This is a genomic window from Dryocola clanedunensis subsp. sulfonylureivorans (assembly GCF_016756775.1).
In the GTDB taxonomy this organism is placed as follows: domain Bacteria; phylum Pseudomonadota; class Gammaproteobacteria; order Enterobacterales; family Enterobacteriaceae; genus Dryocola; species Dryocola clanedunensis.
This window is the reverse complement of record NZ_JAERMU010000046.1, coordinates 1-17,796: the sequence shown is the minus strand read 5'-3', so window position 1 is coordinate 17,796 and position 17,796 is coordinate 1. Positions and strand designations below refer to the sequence as shown.

The 17,796-nt window shown below is 49.7% G+C and carries 17 protein-coding genes and 1 pseudogene; 11 read left to right on the top strand and 7 right to left on the bottom strand.

Annotated elements, in window-relative coordinates; all coding sequences use genetic code 11:
* The 3 genes from HYQ67_RS24445 to HYQ67_RS23375 form a co-directional block, all read right to left on the bottom strand.
* On the bottom strand, positions 1-61 hold a 61-nt coding region (locus tag HYQ67_RS24445; RefSeq protein ID WP_431355461.1), incomplete at its 3' end, for an ESPR-type extended signal peptide-containing protein.
* Positions 62-569: 508 nt separating this feature from the next.
* On the bottom strand, positions 570-1,430 hold the full coding sequence (locus tag HYQ67_RS23380) for a LysR family transcriptional regulator (RefSeq protein ID WP_202308528.1): 861 nt from the start codon (positions 1,428-1,430) through the stop codon (positions 570-572).
* Positions 1,431-1,459: 29 nt separating this feature from the next.
* Positions 1,460-2,398: a LysR family transcriptional regulator gene (locus HYQ67_RS23375; RefSeq protein WP_202308526.1), complete on the bottom strand. Its 939-nt coding sequence runs from the start codon at positions 2,396-2,398 to the stop codon at positions 1,460-1,462.
* 1,009 nt (positions 2,399-3,407) lie between these two features.
* Between HYQ67_RS23375 and HYQ67_RS23370 the strand changes: the two are divergent.
* The 5 genes and pseudogenes from HYQ67_RS23370 to HYQ67_RS23350 form a co-directional block, all read left to right on the top strand.
* A pseudogene (locus HYQ67_RS23370) lies at positions 3,408-3,839 on the top strand (DUF417 family protein); the annotation flags it as partial.
* 170 nt (positions 3,840-4,009) lie between these two features.
* A complete protein-coding gene (msrB, locus tag HYQ67_RS23365) occupies positions 4,010-4,471 on the top strand; it encodes a peptide-methionine (R)-S-oxide reductase MsrB (RefSeq protein ID WP_202308522.1) in 462 nt (153 codons plus the stop codon).
* Complete coding sequence (gene msrA, locus HYQ67_RS23360; protein ID WP_202308520.1) at positions 4,461-4,955, top strand: peptide-methionine (S)-S-oxide reductase MsrA; 495 nt, start codon at positions 4,461-4,463, stop codon at positions 4,953-4,955. Before msrB ends, msrA begins: the two co-directional genes overlap by 11 nt.
* A 361-nt stretch (positions 4,956-5,316) precedes the next feature.
* Entirely contained in the window at positions 5,317-5,667 is a 351-nt protein-coding gene (locus HYQ67_RS23355; RefSeq protein ID WP_202308518.1) for a RidA family protein, read from the top strand.
* Positions 5,668-5,697: 30 nt separating this feature from the next.
* A complete protein-coding gene (locus tag HYQ67_RS23350) occupies positions 5,698-6,105 on the top strand; it encodes a cupin domain-containing protein (protein ID WP_202308516.1) in 408 nt (135 codons plus the stop codon).
* Between the two features lie 111 nt (positions 6,106-6,216).
* Here HYQ67_RS23350 and fucR read toward each other — a convergent pair whose 3' ends face one another.
* Positions 6,217-6,948 (bottom strand): L-fucose operon activator, encoded by a 732-nt coding sequence (fucR, locus tag HYQ67_RS23345; RefSeq protein WP_202308515.1) that lies wholly within the window; start codon positions 6,946-6,948, stop codon positions 6,217-6,219.
* Between the two features lie 184 nt (positions 6,949-7,132).
* On the opposite strand from fucR, the gene HYQ67_RS23340 reads away from it, so the two are divergent.
* Positions 7,133-8,029, top strand: a complete 897-nt coding sequence (locus HYQ67_RS23340; protein ID WP_202308513.1) for an SDR family oxidoreductase — start codon at positions 7,133-7,135, stop codon at positions 8,027-8,029.
* A gap of 37 nt (positions 8,030-8,066) precedes the next feature.
* Here the strand turns inward: HYQ67_RS23340 and exbD are convergent, their stop codons facing one another.
* Both exbD and exbB read right to left on the bottom strand, forming a co-directional pair.
* Positions 8,067-8,492 carry a TonB system transport protein ExbD gene (gene exbD, locus HYQ67_RS23335; protein WP_202308511.1) on the bottom strand — a complete coding sequence of 142 codons (426 nt, stop codon included), beginning with the start codon at positions 8,490-8,492 and terminating at the stop codon, positions 8,067-8,069.
* A 4-nt stretch (positions 8,493-8,496) separates the two neighbouring features.
* Complete coding sequence (exbB, locus tag HYQ67_RS23330) at positions 8,497-9,228, bottom strand: tol-pal system-associated acyl-CoA thioesterase (protein WP_202308509.1); 732 nt, start codon at positions 9,226-9,228, stop codon at positions 8,497-8,499.
* A gap of 256 nt (positions 9,229-9,484) precedes the next feature.
* Between exbB and metC the strand changes: the two genes are divergently transcribed.
* From metC to HYQ67_RS23315, 3 genes are all read left to right on the top strand, one after another.
* Complete coding sequence (metC, locus tag HYQ67_RS23325) at positions 9,485-10,672, top strand: cystathionine beta-lyase (protein WP_202308507.1); 1,188 nt, start codon at positions 9,485-9,487, stop codon at positions 10,670-10,672.
* Positions 10,673-10,833: 161 nt separating this feature from the next.
* A complete protein-coding gene (gene yghB / locus HYQ67_RS23320; RefSeq protein ID WP_202308505.1) occupies positions 10,834-11,493 on the top strand; it encodes a DedA family general envelope maintenance protein YghB in 660 nt (219 codons plus the stop codon).
* Positions 11,494-11,820: 327 nt separating this feature from the next.
* Complete coding sequence (locus HYQ67_RS23315; RefSeq protein WP_202308503.1) at positions 11,821-14,427, top strand: hypothetical protein; 2,607 nt, start codon at positions 11,821-11,823, stop codon at positions 14,425-14,427.
* 42 nt (positions 14,428-14,469) lie between these two features.
* On the opposite strand, the gene HYQ67_RS23310 is transcribed toward HYQ67_RS23315, so the two are convergent.
* Entirely contained in the window at positions 14,470-15,360 is an 891-nt protein-coding gene (locus HYQ67_RS23310) for an AraC family transcriptional regulator (protein ID WP_202308501.1), read from the bottom strand.
* A 192-nt stretch (positions 15,361-15,552) separates the two neighbouring features.
* On the opposite strand from HYQ67_RS23310, the gene yqhD reads away from it, so the two are divergent.
* Complete coding sequence (yqhD, locus tag HYQ67_RS23305; RefSeq protein ID WP_202308499.1) at positions 15,553-16,716, top strand: alcohol dehydrogenase; 1,164 nt, start codon at positions 15,553-15,555, stop codon at positions 16,714-16,716.
* 105 nt (positions 16,717-16,821) lie between these two features.
* On the top strand, positions 16,822-17,649 hold the full coding sequence (dkgA, locus tag HYQ67_RS23300) for a 2,5-didehydrogluconate reductase DkgA (protein ID WP_202308497.1): 828 nt from the start codon (positions 16,822-16,824) through the stop codon (positions 17,647-17,649).
* The last annotated feature ends 147 nt before the right edge of the window (positions 17,650-17,796 follow it).

Genomic DNA, 17,796 nt, shown 5'->3' with positions numbered 1-17,796 from the left:
CACTGGCAACGACCCAATCCTGGGTCGCTTCATTCCAGACAATTTTATAGGACTTATTCATCTTCTCTACCTTCCCTATACTGTTACTGACACATTTTCCGTTTTGTAATGCGAGATGACAAATCACCGTAACGCTTACTCTATCGAAAATAAATAATGAGTTATCTAATGCCACAACGTTACAGAACTCTGCGACTTAAAATGGTACATACTCAATTTAGTGAATTCGAAAAACTAGAAAACTCAACTTGCAACCGACTGAATTTGAAGGAGAGACTTCAAAATACAGGAAAGTTCAAATCATTTAAAAAACAAAAATAGAGAAGTGAAATTAATTGAAAGGGTATCAACAGCGCAAACGACAGCATTATCACCTCAGGTGATTATCACCATACTTATAATACCTTCACTATTACACGAAGAATTGATATGTATATCACTATTGATTGCAACGAGAAGTTCATTTAAACATCAATCACTTTAAAACAAGTGCAAAAATCCAGACAAAAATACTGATATAGACATAGAAATAAAAATCACTGGGCTGATTATAAAATCAGCCCATTTCATCAAACCAGACCATCAAAAAGTCTGATTAAAAATTCAGTATTAGGATCCTTATTAATTTCACGATGATAATGAATATAAAACTCGAACTTCAAATTAATATCCCATGGCATTTTAAAAGATTTAACGGGGAATATTTTTTCAAATGAAGGAACAAAGACTTCAGGGAGTAGCATAATGTTATCGCTATAAGCACACAAATAGATCATTGCCGGTAAACTGGTACTCTCACAGGCAACTTTTCTGTTTTCGAAAATCGCGCGCTCTTTCTCCATTTCCTCCAACAAGTTCGATATCTCATCGTCATCTCTGAGCCATATGACATGTTGATTTTCATACCAGTGACGGCTAGTGAATGTATCCTGAATAGTACTGTGATTTTTACTGACCATAACTCGCATATCGGAAACCAGGTAGGGATAGCGAATAATAGAGCTATCCATCGGTAATTGACTACCAATATCAATATCGACCGAGCGATGCCGGAGATTTTTAAGGCGTTGCTCGGCAGAACCCGGTATTTCTTGAAATTGAAGTAAAAGGTCTTCATGGGATAAGGTCTGCATATGCAAACCAATCAGTAATTCTACGGGTGGATAGGTAGTAATAATAAACTCACGACGATTGCCGCTGAGGGCCTGAATCTCTTTATATATCTTTTGCAGCTCGAGGGCATTTTTATCCGGTACCAGCCCATGTTTAGAGCGAGTAAACAATTGCTTACCAGTCTCATGACGTAATTTTTTCAACGCATAGCTGATACTGGAATTTGACATACCCAGAACGCTGGCCGCCTTCTGTGCAGTTTTATGTTCAATTATACCATTAACAATTTTTAGAGTACTCAGATTATAATTATTCATGGTGTTATTCATCCTTGCCGAACATATATTTATCCCAATATACTACTGTCCAGTAACTGGGGATTGTCGAAATTCATACTGGCGATAGCGCCATGGATACTTTTTAACAACCATGGCTCTCGATCTAACTGTGCCGAATAATGCAAATAACAGTCATAACGAATGTCCAGCTCCGGAGGGAGTGGCATACATTTCACCTGAAAATTTCTTTCCAGCATAGGTGCAAAAATATTTGGAATGAGCATGATATAGCGACTATTGGCACACAGGGAGACCATATTGATCATGCTACCGGAAACCACTGCCACATCCTGTGACTGAATAAATTGAGATGTTCGGACTGCTCCTTCCATACTGTCACTGTAATAATCAGGGATAGCTGACCAGATAACGTATCGGGAAGAACGCAATTCCTGCATGCTCAAAGAGCCGTCGACAGGTAGATTTTGGCTCCCGACCAAAACGTGGACATTAGAAGTGAACAATTTTACAGTCGTGATGGCCTCATCTGCTGGAAGTTTATTACCAATATCAATATGCACATCTTTTTTTCTCAGTCGCAGTAAACGTTCTTCTGGACTTGAAACATAAGAGTTAAAGATGTACCGGAAGAGCGTATCTGAGTTTTTACTATTACAGACATTATTAGCTAACATCATTTCCAATAGCGAAAACGTATTAATACTCAGACTTTTTTGTTGGGGATAAGAAGATAAATCCTGGACAGCAATATTACTGTCGATGAATTGTTGGTATCGTTGACTCAACTCCAGAGCCGTAGAGTCTGGCTTCATACCGTTGCGAGTGCGAATAAATAAATACACGCCGGTTAACTCCCGGGCTTTACCAAGTTGGTAGCTGATATTTCCGGCACTTTGTTTAAGCTTACGTGCGGCTTCCGTCACACTGCCCGTAGTCACCACAGTGTGAATGATCTTTAACAGTTTAAGATCTATTTCTCTTTTCATATGTCCTCCATACTCATGACAAAGGTTGTAGCAGATAGATATCCAGAGCGATCACGCCTGTTTATAATTTTTTATTAATGCTTTTTAATCTTTTTTGATACTTAATAGAATCTGAGTAAAACCTACGGACTGCACCTTGTAAAATCGCCATCGTCTAATTAATAACACTGCTTGCTTGTCGTTGGTCATAGTTATTACATTTAGTCTAATAACATCATTTGCTAAATGAATAATCTCGCATTAGATTATTCTTCATGTTATCAATGCCATTTCAAGAGACATTGTGATAGCCATATAAAGTCATAAAAATTTAAATTAGTTAGTCCTTTTTTTAATGTTCCCCTTTAAATGTTTGCCTATAGAAAACACTACACCAATTTATTTTTATGATCAAAAAGACTGCTGTTGGATGTGGGGGAAATACACTGAAAACAGCCTCTCTCGACCAGGGGTGATAAAACGACAAAATATCGATCAGTTAATTTTAAGTTTCGCCTATTGATAAAACACAAAATAAAACTCCAATAACCATGCGTGTTACAGAATATTTGTTCGCTATCAATTCAGGCAGAGATAAGTTTTTCTTTTAAGAAAATACCGTGAACAACTGATTGATAAACAAGATTTACTTACCATTACAGAAGATTTATTTATATAGTAAAATCGATAAATTTAAAAAGACGAATCAAACACATTATTAGCCGATAATTGAAAATGACATTACCCACACAAGTTAGCGTAGGTAATATCCGTATTTATTAACGAACAGATCTTTTAAGCTGAGATTCTAAATTCCCATTTTTTAATAATGTTAAAAAATCCCTACTTTGCCTGGCGACTATCATTTTGCCCACACCAGGCACAGGTATTGAATAGAGGTGCCCGCAAAATGCAGCAGCTCTCATCACCTTTTTATAACAAGTGCAAAATTTTCCTTGCCAAACTATCTACTGGTAGGTAGTCTTGGTTTCAACAACACGGCAGATAACCACTTCAGAAGGGAAACAGGATGAATCAACCGACTCAACGTACTCTACGGCGTTTGACCAGAAAGCTGGCAGGGGCCGACGTTACCGTTTTACGCCTTTCCGTCATCGCCATTTTCGCCCTGTTTGGGACCTATAAATGGTTCGATTTTGAAGTCAACGCCCTGCACAACCTGCTGCCGGGAACCTGGCTGAATGTGCTTTACACCCTGTTTGGCCTGCACGGTGCCAGCTACTTCCTCGGTGCCGTGGAAAACATAACGCTGTTGGCGCTGATCGCTGGCTTTTTCCGTCCGCTTTTCGGCGCTATAGCGGCTGTAATGGTCATGGGTACAGGCGTTGTCACATTAAGCTTATTACCTGAGCTAGGGCGTATCGACAGCTTTATTATTAAAGATGTGCTACTGATTGGAGCGGGGCTGGTGCTATTGCGACACGATCTTCGCCGATATTTGGTTAGTCAAAAACGACGTAGCTTAAGTCGCCAATACAGCAAAAACCGTCGTGTGGAGCCAAACCCTCAGGCCATACGCCGCGATCGTGTTCCCTTTATGGGCCAGGGGCAGCAGGGGAAAACCTCCCCTCTGTAAGATGACAATATTAAATTTAATTAAGAGAGTGAATCATGAAAAAAACATACCAAAAGAACCCACAGGTTTTAGAAAAACTGACCGAAACGCAGTTTAACGTCACGCAGAAGAATGCCACAGAGCGCGCTTATACTGGCGAGTACGACGAACATTTTGAAGAAGGTCTGTATGTCGACATTGTCTCTGGCGAACCCCTGTTTTCGTCGCTGGATAAATTTGACTCAGGTTGCGGCTGGCCTGCCTTTACCCAACCGGTTGAGGATAATGTTCGTAACCTGAGCGACAACAGTCATGGCATGGTTCGTACCGAAGTCCGTTCTCGTCATGCCGATAGCCACCTGGGCCACGTATTCCCGGATGGTCCGCAGGATAAAGGTGGTTTGCGCTACTGTATCAATTCCGCGTCCCTGCGGTTTATTCCAAAAGCCGAGTTGGCGGCTGAAGGCTATGGCGATTATTTATCGCTATTTACAGATGGAGAAGAAAATGAAAAATGAAACGGCAATTCTGGCAGGCGGTTGTTTTTGGGGCGTTCAGGACTTGCTTCGCAAACTGAACGGTGTCATCAGTACCGAAGTCGGTTATATCGGTGGCCGTAACGACAATCCAGGCTACGAATATCATCCCGGTCACGCCGAGGCTGTTCGGGTGGTTTTTGATAAGGAACAAATAAGTTACCTGGCGCTGCTGAAATATTTCTTCCAGATCCATGACCCGACAACATTGCGTCGACAGGGAAATGATATCGGTTCCAGCTACCGCTCTGCCATTTTCTGGACGACTGAAGAACAAATGCATGAGGCCAATCAGCTGATTGAAGAGATGGACAGATCAGGCCTTTGGCCCGGCGTTGTCGTGACCGAAGTTGAGAAGGCACCAGAGTTCTGGTCTGCTGAACCTGAACATCAGGATTATCTGGAGCGAAATCCAAACGGTTACACCTGCCATTTTGTCCGACCAGAGTGGCAACTGAAAGATTAACACCCAAAGAGAGTAAGGCGAGGTTTAGAAGTCGATAAACCTCGCAACTCTCTGTTCAATAACCAACTGAGACTTTTTAAATTCATATTATTAAAATACACTTATTGATTTTATTAATATAATGGCAAATAAGAGCCGCAACATTGATATAACCCCACAAATACAGCACTTTCAGGATAATCCGCCACAAAACAATTAACAAAGCAGGAGATAACCCCAAAAACGTCTGAAATTTATTATTTGCACATAATTTAACATCCACTACTCTTGCCTGAGATGGGTTTTATTTCACACTTTAATTCGCATAAATTATCCAGGGTAATCTGTCATATGCAGGCGTAATAAACGTTCAGGAGAGAACATGAAAATTAAACGTATTGATACCAACTCACGAATGAGTCAGGCATCACAGTCCGGTAATCTGCTGGTGTTATCCGGGCAGGTGTCAGAAGGCAGTAGCGTGACTGAACAGACAACAAACCTTTTTAATAATATAGATGTTCTGTTGCATAAAGCCGGCACCAATAAATCCAACATTATTTATGCCAACATCTTCCTGACAGACATGGATCACTACGAAGCCTTCAACGCCGTGTGGGATGGCTGGATTGATTCTGTAAATCAACAATCCCCTTCTCGTTCGGCCATCCAGGTCGTCCGCCTGGCAAAACCTGAATGGCTGGTTGAAGTTCAGATTTTTGTCGCAGTTTGACCGGATAATTTACTCTACAAGGAAACGACAATGAATAATGAAATCTATCCAAAAGAAACGATTGCCTTAAATGACGATGAAATATCTACTGAACTGGCGGCAATTAACATGGCTGATATCGTCGTGCCAGAAGGTGCAAAGCCGCTGCTTGAACGACGCATGCGCTGCCGCCTGCTCGAATGTCATCCGGGTAAAATTGTTGCCCTGCATTCCCATAAAAACCGCCCTGCACTGCTCTATGTCCTGCAAGGATCGGGAGAAGAGCACAGTAATCAGTTCAACGAAATTCGCATCTGGAAAGAAGGCGATTGTTTCGCAGAATTTAATGACACCGAACACTGGATCAAAAATCGTTCGGATGTCATTCCGCTGCGAGTGCTGACATTCGACCTTATCGACGACGGCCCGACACCAACCAAATGTGAAAGTGGCTGCTAAGCATTAGCAAGCTCCGAAAGTAACCCGCCAGCTACGCGGGTTACTTTTCAACAGGCATTTATTAAATTCTGGCACAGGCAAGGTCGCTGCTCGTAAGAACTTATAAAACACCTAATTTGCCGCCCTCCAGGCCTCGGGCATAGGGGCATCGCTAATGATTTGCGTGACCTGCGACACCTCCCCTACTTTGACATCTCCGGCCCGTTCAAACTTACTTTTATCGATAAGCAGCAGTGATTGCGCGGCACGTTTAAGCAGAAATGTTTTGTACTCTGCATTCCAGCTACGCGCATCCCACAGCGCGCCATGACGATCAACGCCTTTGCAGGAAAACAGAAACAAGTCGATGCCAATCTCTTTGAGCTGAGCCGCCAGCGGCGCATTGATATAGCAGGCATACTGGCGCAGCAGCAGCCCACCGCTGCAAATGACCTGAATGTGCTGGCGCTTCGACAATGCCTGACAGATGCGCTCGCTGTTGGTAAACACGGTGAGGGGGATATCAGGTAATAGCCGGGCCAGATACCAGCAGGTGGAGCTGGCATCCATCGCAATCACCATCCCCTCACCGATCCAGCCAAGCGCACGATGGGCAATGGTCGCCTTGCTGTTCAAATGACTTTTTTGCCGCTCGATAAAAGGAGCGCCGGCTTCCGCCTCCCTCAGGCCCGGACGTTTTGCCCGCCCGTGCTGGCGAAGGATCTTGCCTTGCTTTTGCAGGTCTGTTAAATCCCGACGCACCGTCTCGAGGCTAACGTCCAGCAGACGGGCGAGCTGCTGCGTGGTCAGGCTGTCGTATTGCTCCAGCAGTTGCAGTAGCTCATGGTGCCGCGCGGTTTTCATTTTCGCTCCGTTAAATCGCAGGGGTCTGACATTTAACGGAGAATAATGCGAACCGCCCTCTCAGACCAGCCGCACGTTTAAGATCTGCTTATGCATACAGGTCCAGGAATCGCCTGTAAAAGTTCGACAGTGCAGCAGGAATAACTACCCTTTAAGGAGATCTACTGACAACGGAGGAGGACTAATGGCAAATCAGCAGTCGAAGATTCAGGACCCACGTAACCAGTACTACACTGGGGAATATCCGAAGCAGAAACAGCCCGCGCCGGGCGTGCAGGCCAAAATGGATCCTGTTCCGGACTGTGGCGAGAGTAGCTACGTCGGCAGCGGTCGTCTGCAAGGGCGTAAGGCGCTGGTGACGGGTGGCGATTCAGGTATCGGACGTGCCGCAGCGATTGCCTATGCCCGAGAAGGGGCGGACGTGGTGATTAACTATCTTCCCGCCGAGCAGGAAGATGCTGAGCAGGTAAAAGTCCTTATCGAAGAAGCCGGACGTAAAGCGGTGCTGATACCCGGCGACCTCAGCGATGAGAAATTTGCCCGCTCGCTGGTCAATCAGGCCATTAAAGAACTTGGCGGGCTGGATATTCTGGCGCTGGTCGCCGGCAAGCAGGTTGCCATCCCTGAGATTGCCGATCTCACCAGCGAACAGTTTCAGAAGACCTATGCGGTCAACGTTTTTGCGCTGTTCTGGATAACGCAGGAAGCCCTGCCGCACCTGAAGCCAGGCGCCAGCATTATTACCACCTCTTCCATTCAGGCCTACCAGCCCAGCCCGCACCTGCTGGACTACGCCTCCACTAAAGCCGCGATTCTTAACTACAGCCGTGGCCTTGCCAAACAGGTGGCGGAGAAAGGCATTCGCGTGAACGTGGTTGCCCCAGGCCCTATCTGGACCGCGCTGCAAATCTCCGGCGGCCAGACTCAGGATAAAATCCCGAAATTTGGCCAGCAGACGCCGATGAAGCGCGCAGGACAGCCTGCGGAGCTGGCGCCGGTTTATGTCTATCTGGCAAGTCAGGAATCAAGCTACGTTACGGCGGAAGTCCACGGTGTTTGCGGTGGGGAACATCTGGGATAATGCTAACCCCTCTCCCGGGCGGGAGAGGGGATAAAACTTACTGCGTTTTTGTCACTTCCTGACCCACAAGCCCAATCTTGAGATAGCCTGCCTGATGCAGCGTATCCATGACGTTCATCATGGTTTCGTAATCGACCGTTTTATCCGCGCGGAAGAAGATGGTGGTGTCCTTCTTCCCTTCAGTGGCGGCAGTAATGGCGTTCACCATGTTCTCTTTCGTCACTTCATCATTGCCGACAAACATCGTCTTATCGGCTTTCACCGACAGATAAATCGGTTTTTCAGGACGCGGCTGCGGCTGGCTGGAAGAGGCCGGAAGATTGACCTTCACATCCACGGTCGCCAGCGGCGCGGCAACCATAAAGATGATCAGCAAAACCAGCATGACATCGATAAACGGCGTCACGTTGATTTCGTGCATTTCACCGTTATCGTCGAGATTTTCGTTAAGACGTAAAGCCATGGGATCAACCTACACGCAGTTTCTGAGCCGTACGAACCGGGCGAGCAGAGCTGGCGGCTAAATCAAGGTCACGACTTTGCAGCAGCAGAACCTGCGCGGCCACATCGCCCAGAGAAGCTTTATAACCACCAATCACACGGGCAAACACGTTATAGATGACGACCGCAGGGATAGCGGCAACCAGACCGATAGCCGTAGCCAACAGTGCTTCAGCGATACCGGGTGCCACAACCGCAAGGTTAGTGGTTTGCGACTGGGCAATACCGATGAAGCTGTTCATGATGCCCCAGACGGTACCAAACAGGCCCACGAACGGGGAGATAACCCCGATAGTGGCAAGGAATCCATTACCGCGGCCCATATGACGGCCCACGGCAGCAACACGGCGCTCCAGACGGAAACCGGTACGCTCTTTAATGCCTTCGTTATCTTCGCTGCCCTCAGAAAGCTCCAGTTCGTTCTGGGCTTCATTGATAAGGAGAGTGCTGAGACTACGGTTGCCAAACGCGGTGGCCATTTCACTGGCTTCATCCAGGGAGCGGGCATTTGCCAGCTGTAGCTGCTCGCGCTTGAGGCGGCGCTTCTGGGAGAACATTTCCACGCTCTTGCTAAAGAAGATGGCCCAGGTGACAACGGATGCCAGAATCAGGCCAATCATCACAATCTTTACCACGATGTCGGCATGTTGATACATGCCCCAGACGGAAAGGTCCGTCTGCATCAAATTATTCGTCACACTAGTCTCCACCGCGAAAATAATACAAAAACTGCTCGTAATAATATCAAAACGACATCGAATTGATAGTAGTTCTCATTAGTATTTCCAGAGTGCCTGAATTTGTCTATGCATTCCTTGCGTTTACACAGGAAAACCACCCGGCTGCCGAATAATCCGCTTTTTTTACATACCAGGTGAAACGACAGGAGGAAAGCCGTAAAAAGCATGATAAGTTAACTTTAGACATCCAGATGGTTAAACGGGGTAACAGCAGATGGCAGCGAAGCACATTGAAACGGCGTTGGTTAATGCCGGACGCGATAAAAAATTCACCCAGGGATCGGTCAACAGCGTCATTCAACGCGCCTCCTCGCTGGTGTTTGAAACCGTTGAAGCAAAGCGGCAGGCCACGGCCAATCGGGCGAAAGGCGAGCTGTTTTACGGCCGTCGCGGCACCCTGACTCATTTCTCATTGCAGGAAGCCATGTGCGAACTGGAAGGGGGTGCAGGCTGCGCGCTTTACCCTTGCGGTGCCGCTGCCGTGTCGAATGCGATTCTGGCGTTTGTGGAACAAGGGGATAACGTGCTGATTACCGGCAGCGCCTATGAACCCACCCAGGACTTCTGTACCAAAATTCTGGCGAAGCTCGGCGTCACCACCACCTGGTTCGATCCTTTAATTGGCGAGGGTATTGCTGAGCTGGTGCAGCCAAATACTAAAGTTGTTTTCCTTGAGGCTCCGGGTTCCATCACCATGGAAGTCCACGACGTACCGGCAATTGTGAAGGCCGTTCGTCGCGTCGCTCCTGACGCCATCATTATGATCGATAACACCTGGGCTGCGGGTATTCTGTTTAAAGCGCTGGAGTTCGACATTGATATCTCTATCCAAGCCGGGACTAAATATCTGATTGGCCACTCGGATGCGATGGTTGGCACAGCAGTAGCCAACGCCCGCTGCTGGGATCAGCTGCGTGAGAACTCCTATCTTATGGGCCAGATGCTGGATGCAGACACGGCCTATATGACCAGCCGGGGTCTGCGCACCCTGGGCGTTCGCCTGCGTCAGCATGAAGAAAGCAGCATTAAAATTGCCGAATGGCTCTCACAACATCCGCTGGTTGAGCGCGTGAACCACCCTGCACTGCCCGGCAGCAAAGGCCATGAGTTCTGGAAGCGTGACTTTACAGGCAGCAGCGGCCTTTTCTCATTCGTGCTGAAAAAGCGCCTTGATGACGTTCAGTTACAAAATTATCTCGATCATTTCCTCTATTTTAGTATGGCCTATTCCTGGGGAGGCTATGAATCGCTTATCCTTGCCAATCAGCCGGAGGAGCTGGCGGAGATCCGTCCGGCAGGCGGAATAGATTTCTCAGGAACGCTGGTACGCGTCCATATTGGCCTTGAAAACGTCGACGATCTGATCGACGACCTGACGGCCGGTTTCCAGCGTATTGCCTGAAGTTGCCAGCACTGGACACCTGAGAAGACAAGGATTTCCCCACCGCTGTGTTTTGTTGAGCCCACGATCAAAGTGTCGCGGGCTTTTTCGCGTTACACTATGTCTTAACTAAAGTTCATCCTGCCCGGGTGAATGATTTAAGCGGTTCCACAGGATTTTCCATGGCTGTAATACAAAATATCGCCCAGGCGCTCTGGCATCATGACTTTGCCGCATTAGCGGATCCCCACGTGATTGGTGTCGTCTACTGCGTCATGTTCGCTACGCTTTTTCTTGAAAACGGGTTGTTACCCGCCTCTTTCCTGCCCGGAGACAGTCTTTTGCTGCTGGCAGGGGCGCTGATAGCCAAAGGGGTAATGGATTTCATCCCGACGATGATTATCTTAACCACGGCGGCAAGCCTTGGCTGCTGGCTAAGCTATTTACAAGGCCGCTGGCTTGGCAATACGAAAACGGTGAAAGGCTGGCTGGCGCATCTGCCTGCCCAGTACCACCAGCGCGCCACGCATATGTTCGATAAGCACGGCCTGCTGGCCCTGCTCGCCGGTCGCTTCTTAGCTTTTGTGCGCACCCTGCTGCCAACCATGGCGGGCATCTCCGGCCTGAGCAATCGTCGCTTTCAGTTTTTTAACTGGCTGAGCGGGCTGCTGTGGGTGGGTGCGGTGACCAGCCTGGGTTACGCGTTAAGCATGATCCCCTTCGTGAAGCGTCATGAAGATCAGGTGATGACTATTCTGGTGATCCTGCCCATCGCGCTGCTGGTTGCGGGCCTGGTCGGCACGTTATTCGTGGTGCTCAAAAAAAAAGTCAAACTCGCGTAAATAAATAACCTCCCCCCTCGTTTTTATTTAAAAAAGCCCGGGTATCAGCCTTTCTCTGATACCCGGGCTTTTTTATAGCGGAACACCATCCCTAAAATGACCTCATTTAACCATCACATCAAAATAAAAACATAAACGGCTCTCACATAACATCATCGACCCTATTAAATGACGGTAATGATGCTGGCGATAAATTATAAATTCTCCACCGATAACCTGTCCCGACGGGTTATCCGTTCATTGAAATAATGCTGTTGGTCTGCAGGCTACGCTTTAGCGCAAAGGCCCATGACACAGCGACATAATCTGACTTAATGGAGAAACAATATGCAACTGGACTTTACCCTCAACATGACTGACGACACCTGGTATCCGACTGCCGAAATTAAAAACTTCAAGTCAAGAAACGGCGAAGCTGTCAATATTAACGAAGAATTGATTATTGTATTTAGCGCACCGGGACAAGTGACCGAAGGAGATGTGACTGTTACCTCCGATCCGTGGAACTCCTTTACCGCTGAAATAGAAGCTCAAGAGGTGGGCAGCGGTATATATGATACAAAAGTCATTATTAAAAAGGCGGATGGTAAACGCATCGGCAATATGATTACCAACGTCCATATTGGCGTCAATGCGAGCTCTGATAGTGAACCGAAGTGGTCAGTCATGAGCAACACGTTTTCTGCCGCCGCAGATGAAGAGCCAGACGTTACCGGGCAGCTGGTTATCAACTCCAAAAATCATCCTGCCGGTCTGGAAAACGTGGAAGTCGAATTAAGCCTGATCCGCGGTGAACAAATCGTCACTTTAAATCCTGCGGCTGGTACTTCAACCTTCGATGTCACCGTCGGCACCTATAAAGTTGTCGCGACCGATCTGAAAACGCCGGACGGCACTATTTCCGCGCCGGTCATCCTGAGTCAGTCTGAACTTTCCATTGGTAAAGGTGAGTCGACCGAGCTGGAGATTGATTTTGGTACAGAGGTTCACAGCAGCACGCTCGATATCTCCATTGATACCAGCAGTATTCCCGCCCTTGACGGTGAAACTTTCCAGCTGACCTATCTGGAAAATGGCGTTGAAAAACTGACTGCCGCGCTACGCGCCGGGGAGCAGCTGCGTCTGGATAACCTGCCGGTAAGCGGCAGCTACGCCGTACGAATCGCCGACGTCAGGCTGAACAACATCCATTATGCATTTAACGAGGTTGACGGTAGCCTGGATGCGCAGCGCCATGCCATCAACTTTGACCAGACCAGCATCCGTCAGTCCAGTGATTCACAGCCGGACGCCGCAAAGATGACAATCAATATTGCAGCGGAAAAAGCTGTAGACGTGACTTTTGGTCTGCGCCTGCGTGAAGTTAGCAGCACGCCGCGCGAGTATCGCTTTGATAACCTGCCTGCCCAGCAATCTACCCACGTTGAGTCCGTTACCCTCGTTCCAGGCACTTACCTCGTGGTTTCAGGCTCTTTCATTCATGACGGCGTGCTGTATTACATCGATGCCAGACCTGAACCTCTGACCGTTGAATCAAACACACCGGTGCAGCTGACCTTAACGATCGTCGAAGGTGCCAACCTGCGCGTTAAAGGCTTCCCGAACTTCCTGAGCTTCGGTGGCTGCGCGAACATGTCGCCGTCTAACGCGGATGATTTCGTCGAGGCGCGTGTCTCTTCCCTGTTCAAATATTCCGGCGATGACGGTATGGGTGATGCGGGGGGGTATCTGGACCCGGCTAAAGAGCCGACTTCACAGGTCATTGCAATGGCCCGTCAGGTCGCAGACAAACTGCACGAGCCGGTACTGCCGATGATGGTTTCCTACACCTGTAACCTCTCTTTGGGCGATGTGACACACATCATTGGCGATGCAACGCGTCTGATGTACAGCTTCGCGAACTTCATCCAGGCGCTGCAAATCGCTCAGGCGACTAAAGATGCCGATCACGAAGTCCCGGCAGGCTTTATCGTCAACCCGGACTACCTCGGCGAATGCCAGAAAAACGGTTTTACAGCGACCTATGAAATCCCGGTGCGCGAGCCGCTGGCCAAAGCGCTTGCGCATCATAATGTGCAAATCGATATTCCTGCGGGCATCACCGATACCCTCAAGGGCTATATCAAAGCCGTGAACTGGGTGGTGCGCGTTGTGGCCCCGGACGTAGTGCTTGGCTGGCAGGTTAACCTGTGGAGCGTAGCGGGTTCACAGTGGCTGTACAGCGATTTCACCTATGATGACGTGTTCGATCCTGCGGATGGCACCCATAAGAAAATGACCATGACCCCGGAGCTCGCAGGGAAACTGACCGCCGAATACGCTTTAATGGTAGGCGTTTTTGAAGAAACCCCGTACACGCTGGCTAACGGCGCTGCCGCAGTGGCAAAAGGCGCTGACTTCATGGCAACTGACTGTTATGAGGCCGATGACTTCACCATTCGTGCCTACGATAACGGCTATTGCTACTCGCCGTTTGAATGGGATCGCTCATTCGACTTCTGCGCTTCGCTCAGTCGCCACCTGCGTCAGCCTGTCATGCCGTGGCAGATGCCTGCCAGCCGCCTGGCTGACACTAACGAGGCCGTGACCGTACTGGAAGATCAGTTCTGGGGCACCGGCGGCAGCTATCTCATGGGCCATGCTGAGATCGGCAGCGATATCAACGCCATCAATAAAAAACTGATGGAGATTGAATTCCCTTCCGCCTTCGCCGGTATGATGGGCCACAACTCAGGCGAGCTGTTCAGCCGCCACGAGTGGGATTTCACTACGCCTAAATATCTGGACTTCCCTTCACGCGGGATTTTCCACGTGCAGGTTGGTGGGGGTGCGACAACGGGCGTTGTCAGCGCGGTTAACCAGAACAGCAGCAGCTGGATGCGCACGAAGCTGAAAGCCTATCGCGATAATCCTGTTAAGTTCGACACGAAGTAATGCAGTAGTGGCGTGCCCCTCCTGGGGCACGCTCTTCACCTCTTATATCGTCCTCATTCGCGCCACATCCTCGCCCGGCGTCACGCCGAAATAGCGCTTAAACTCGCGGCTGAACTGCGAGGCACTCTCATAACCTACCTTTACCGCAGCGGTGCTGGCCTTCAGGCCATCGTGCAGGATCAGCATTCTTGCTTTGTGCAGCCGGTAGCTCTTCAGGTACTGCAGCGGCGAGGTGCTGGTGACGGATTTAAAATTATGGTGGAAGGCCGACACGCTCATGTTGGCTTCCGCCGCCAGCTGGTCAACGGAGAGGTTTTCCGTGTACTGCGTTTCGATGCGCCGGAGCACGCGGCTGATCAGGCTAAAGTGCGTCTGGCGACTCACCAGCGCCAGCAGCGCGCCGCCCCGTGGCCCGGTCAGAATATGGTAGAGGATTTCGCGGATGATCTGCTTGCCCAGGATCCTGGCGTCCAGCGGACGCTCCATGACATCCAGCAGGCGCTCCACCGCGCAGAGGATCTCCCCGGAAAGCTCGGCGGAGTTTATGCCCGTGGAGCACGCCTGCGGGTGAAATAAATCATCCTCACCGATGTCCATCAGCAGATCCTGAAGCTGCAAAATATCCACGTTGATACGCACTCCCGCCAGCGGCACTTCCGGCGTCGCGAAAGTTTCACACTCGAAGGGTAAGGGAACCGTCAGCAGCAGATATTCGTTGGCGTCGTAGCGGAACACGCGGTCGTTGATATAGCCCGTTTTATGCCCGGAGAAGAGAATTACTATCCCCGGCTCATACATCACCGGCGTTCTGCCGTTAGGCTTTGTCCCGTAGAGAAGCCGCACGTTTGGCAGCGTTTCCCCGGCAACATTTTCATTCTGTATCAATTGATTAATCTTTTGAGTCAGTTGCTGACAAATCGCTTTCCGGTTCATTTTCGCAGGCTCTCGAGGGGTTTTTTAGCTTTTACAGTGTGCCTCTATTTTAGATTTTCCTCCAGCGACCAGGAGAAATGGGCAAGACAAAGGCAGGAATATGCATTGAGAGATGGCGTCCACAGGACGACAATGGGCACCATCAAAAGCGTGTTGCTTTTCCCCCTTCCAGCCATATACGGGAACCCAATAATGAATAACTTCAATTTACATACCCCTACCCGCATCCTGTTCGGTAAAGGCGCTATCGCCGAATTACGCGACCAGATCCCCGCCCATGCCCGCGTGCTGATCACCTACGGCGGCGGCAGCGTGAAGAAAAACGGCGTGCTGGACCAGGTTTACGCCGCGCTGGAAGGTCTGGACGTGCTGGAATTTAGCGGCATCGAACCAAATCCGGCCTACGAAACGCTGATGAAAGCCGTAGAAATCGTCCGCAAAGAGAACGTGACGTTCCTGCTGGCTGTCGGCGGCGGCTCCGTCCTGGACGGCACGAAATTCATCGCGGCCGCGGCCAACTACCCGGCTGACGTTGATCCGTGGAATATCCTGCTGACCCACGGTAACGACGTACAGAGCGCCATTCCTATGGGTTCCGTGCTGACGCTGCCTGCAACGGGTTCTGAATCTAATAAAGGTGCGGTGGTTTCCCGTCGCGAAACTGGCGACAAGCGCGCGTTCATGTCCGAGCACGTACAGCCGGTCTTCGCCGTACTGGATCCTGTTTACACCTACACCCTGCCGCCACGTCAGGTTGCTAACGGCGTGGTTGATGCATTCGTGCATACTGTCGAGCAGTACATCACTTATCCGGTTAACGCGAAGGTTCAGGACCGCTTCGCAGAAGGTATCCTGCTGACGCTGGTTGAAGACGGCCCGAAAGCGCTGAAAGAACCAGAAAACTATGACGTGCGTGCTAACGTCATGTGGGCTGCAACTATGGCCCTCAACGGCCTGATTGGCGCCGGTGTTCCACAGGACTGGGCAACGCACATGCTGGGCCACGAGCTGACCGCAATGCACGGTCTGGATCACGCCCAGACGCTGGCGGTTGTCCTGCCTTCCCTGCTCAATGAGAAGCGCGCCGAGAAACACGACAAGCTCCTGCAGTACGCGGAACGCGTGTGGAATATCACCGAGGGCAGCGAAAAAGAGCGCATCGATGCGGCAATTGAAGCGACCCGCAACTTCTTCGAGAAAATGGGCACCCCAACCCGCCTGTCCGCCTACGGTCTGGACGGCAGCACCATCCCGGCCCTGCTGAACAAACTGCAGGAAAAAGGCATGACCCAGTTGGGTGAGCATCAGGACATTACCCTCGACGTCAGCCGCCGCATTTACGAAGCCGCCCGCTAAGTAATTTGCCCATTTGGTTTTCGTTTTCGGGTATATGGTCCAGACTTAAATGCAATTGTTTCACCGGGGTTCGCCCCGGTGCTATCGCTCATTAAGGAGGAACGCATGGCTAATCCAACAGTAATCAGGCTCCAGGACGGGAACGTGATGCCTCAGTTGGGCCTCGGCGTATGGCAGGCGACTAACGAACAGGTCGGGCTGGCCATTGAGAAGGCGCTGGAAGTCGGCTATCGCTCAATCGATACCGCCGCGGCGTATAAAAACGAAGACGGCGTGGGCAGCGCGCTAAAAAATGCAGGCCTGCCGCGTGACGAGCTGTTTATCACCACCAAACTCTGGAATGACAACCAGCAGCGCCCCCGTCAGGGGCTGGAAGAGAGCCTCGAAAAGCTACAGCTTGATTTCGTCGATCTCTACCTGATGCACTGGCCGGTACCGAGCCAGGACCATTACGTTGAAGCCTGGAAGGGGATGATTGAGCTGCAAAAGCAGGGGCTGGTGAAGAGCATCGGCGTCTGTAATTTTCAGGTCAACCATTTGCAGAGGCTGATTGATGAAACGGGCGTTACGCCGGTTATCAACCAGATTGAGCTGCACCCGTTAATGCAGCAGCGTCAGCTGCATGCCTGGAACGCCACGCACAAAATCCAGACCGAGTCATGGAGCCCGCTGGCCCAGGGCGGCCAGGGCGTATTCGATCAAAAGATCGTTCGCGATCTGGCGGATAAATACGGCAAAACCCCGGCGCAAATTGTTATTCGCTGGCATCTGGACAGCGGTCTGGTGGTGATTCCAAAATCGGTAACGCCATCGCGCATTGCCGAGAACTTTGACGTGTTTGATTTCCGTCTTGATAAGGATGAGCTGGGGGAGATTACGAAGCTGGACAGCGGTAAGCGGCTTGGTCCGGACCCGGACGTGTTCGGCGGTTAAACTGGCTGGTAGTGTCGGATGGCGCTTACGCTTATCCGACCTTGTATTATTCCCCCTGTTCAGAGTAAACCGGCCAGTTTATTCTGAACGCAGTCCGGACGTCGTATCCGACCTTAGGCTCTCAAGTCTGTGGTGTAGATTTTAACG

What these genes read in the sequence shown, in the direction of transcription:
- HYQ67_RS23380 (WP_202308528.1), bottom strand. Translation starts at nt 1,430, where the DNA reads ATGAATAATTATAATCTGAGTACTCTAAAAATTGTTAATGGTATAATT.
- HYQ67_RS23375 (WP_202308526.1), bottom strand. Translation starts at nt 2,398, where the DNA reads ATGAAAAGAGAAATAGATCTTAAACTGTTAAAGATCATTCACACTGTG.
- msrB (WP_202308522.1), top strand. Translation starts at nt 4,010, where the DNA reads ATGAAAAAAACATACCAAAAGAACCCACAGGTTTTAGAAAAACTGACC.
- msrA (WP_202308520.1), top strand. Translation starts at nt 4,461, where the DNA reads ATGAAAAATGAAACGGCAATTCTGGCAGGCGGTTGTTTTTGGGGCGTT.
- HYQ67_RS23355 (WP_202308518.1), top strand. Translation starts at nt 5,317, where the DNA reads ATGAAAATTAAACGTATTGATACCAACTCACGAATGAGTCAGGCATCA.
- HYQ67_RS23350 (WP_202308516.1), top strand. Translation starts at nt 5,698, where the DNA reads ATGAATAATGAAATCTATCCAAAAGAAACGATTGCCTTAAATGACGAT.
- fucR (WP_202308515.1), bottom strand. Translation starts at nt 6,948, where the DNA reads ATGAAAACCGCGCGGCACCATGAGCTACTGCAACTGCTGGAGCAATAC.
- HYQ67_RS23340 (WP_202308513.1), top strand. Translation starts at nt 7,133, where the DNA reads ATGGCAAATCAGCAGTCGAAGATTCAGGACCCACGTAACCAGTACTAC.
- exbD (WP_202308511.1), bottom strand. Translation starts at nt 8,492, where the DNA reads ATGGCTTTACGTCTTAACGAAAATCTCGACGATAACGGTGAAATGCAC.
- metC (WP_202308507.1), top strand. Translation starts at nt 9,485, where the DNA reads ATGGCAGCGAAGCACATTGAAACGGCGTTGGTTAATGCCGGACGCGAT.
- yghB (WP_202308505.1), top strand. Translation starts at nt 10,834, where the DNA reads ATGGCTGTAATACAAAATATCGCCCAGGCGCTCTGGCATCATGACTTT.
- HYQ67_RS23315 (WP_202308503.1), top strand. Translation starts at nt 11,821, where the DNA reads ATGCAACTGGACTTTACCCTCAACATGACTGACGACACCTGGTATCCG.
- HYQ67_RS23310 (WP_202308501.1), bottom strand. Translation starts at nt 15,360, where the DNA reads ATGAACCGGAAAGCGATTTGTCAGCAACTGACTCAAAAGATTAATCAA.
- yqhD (WP_202308499.1), top strand. Translation starts at nt 15,553, where the DNA reads ATGAATAACTTCAATTTACATACCCCTACCCGCATCCTGTTCGGTAAA.
- dkgA (WP_202308497.1), top strand. Translation starts at nt 16,822, where the DNA reads ATGGCTAATCCAACAGTAATCAGGCTCCAGGACGGGAACGTGATGCCT.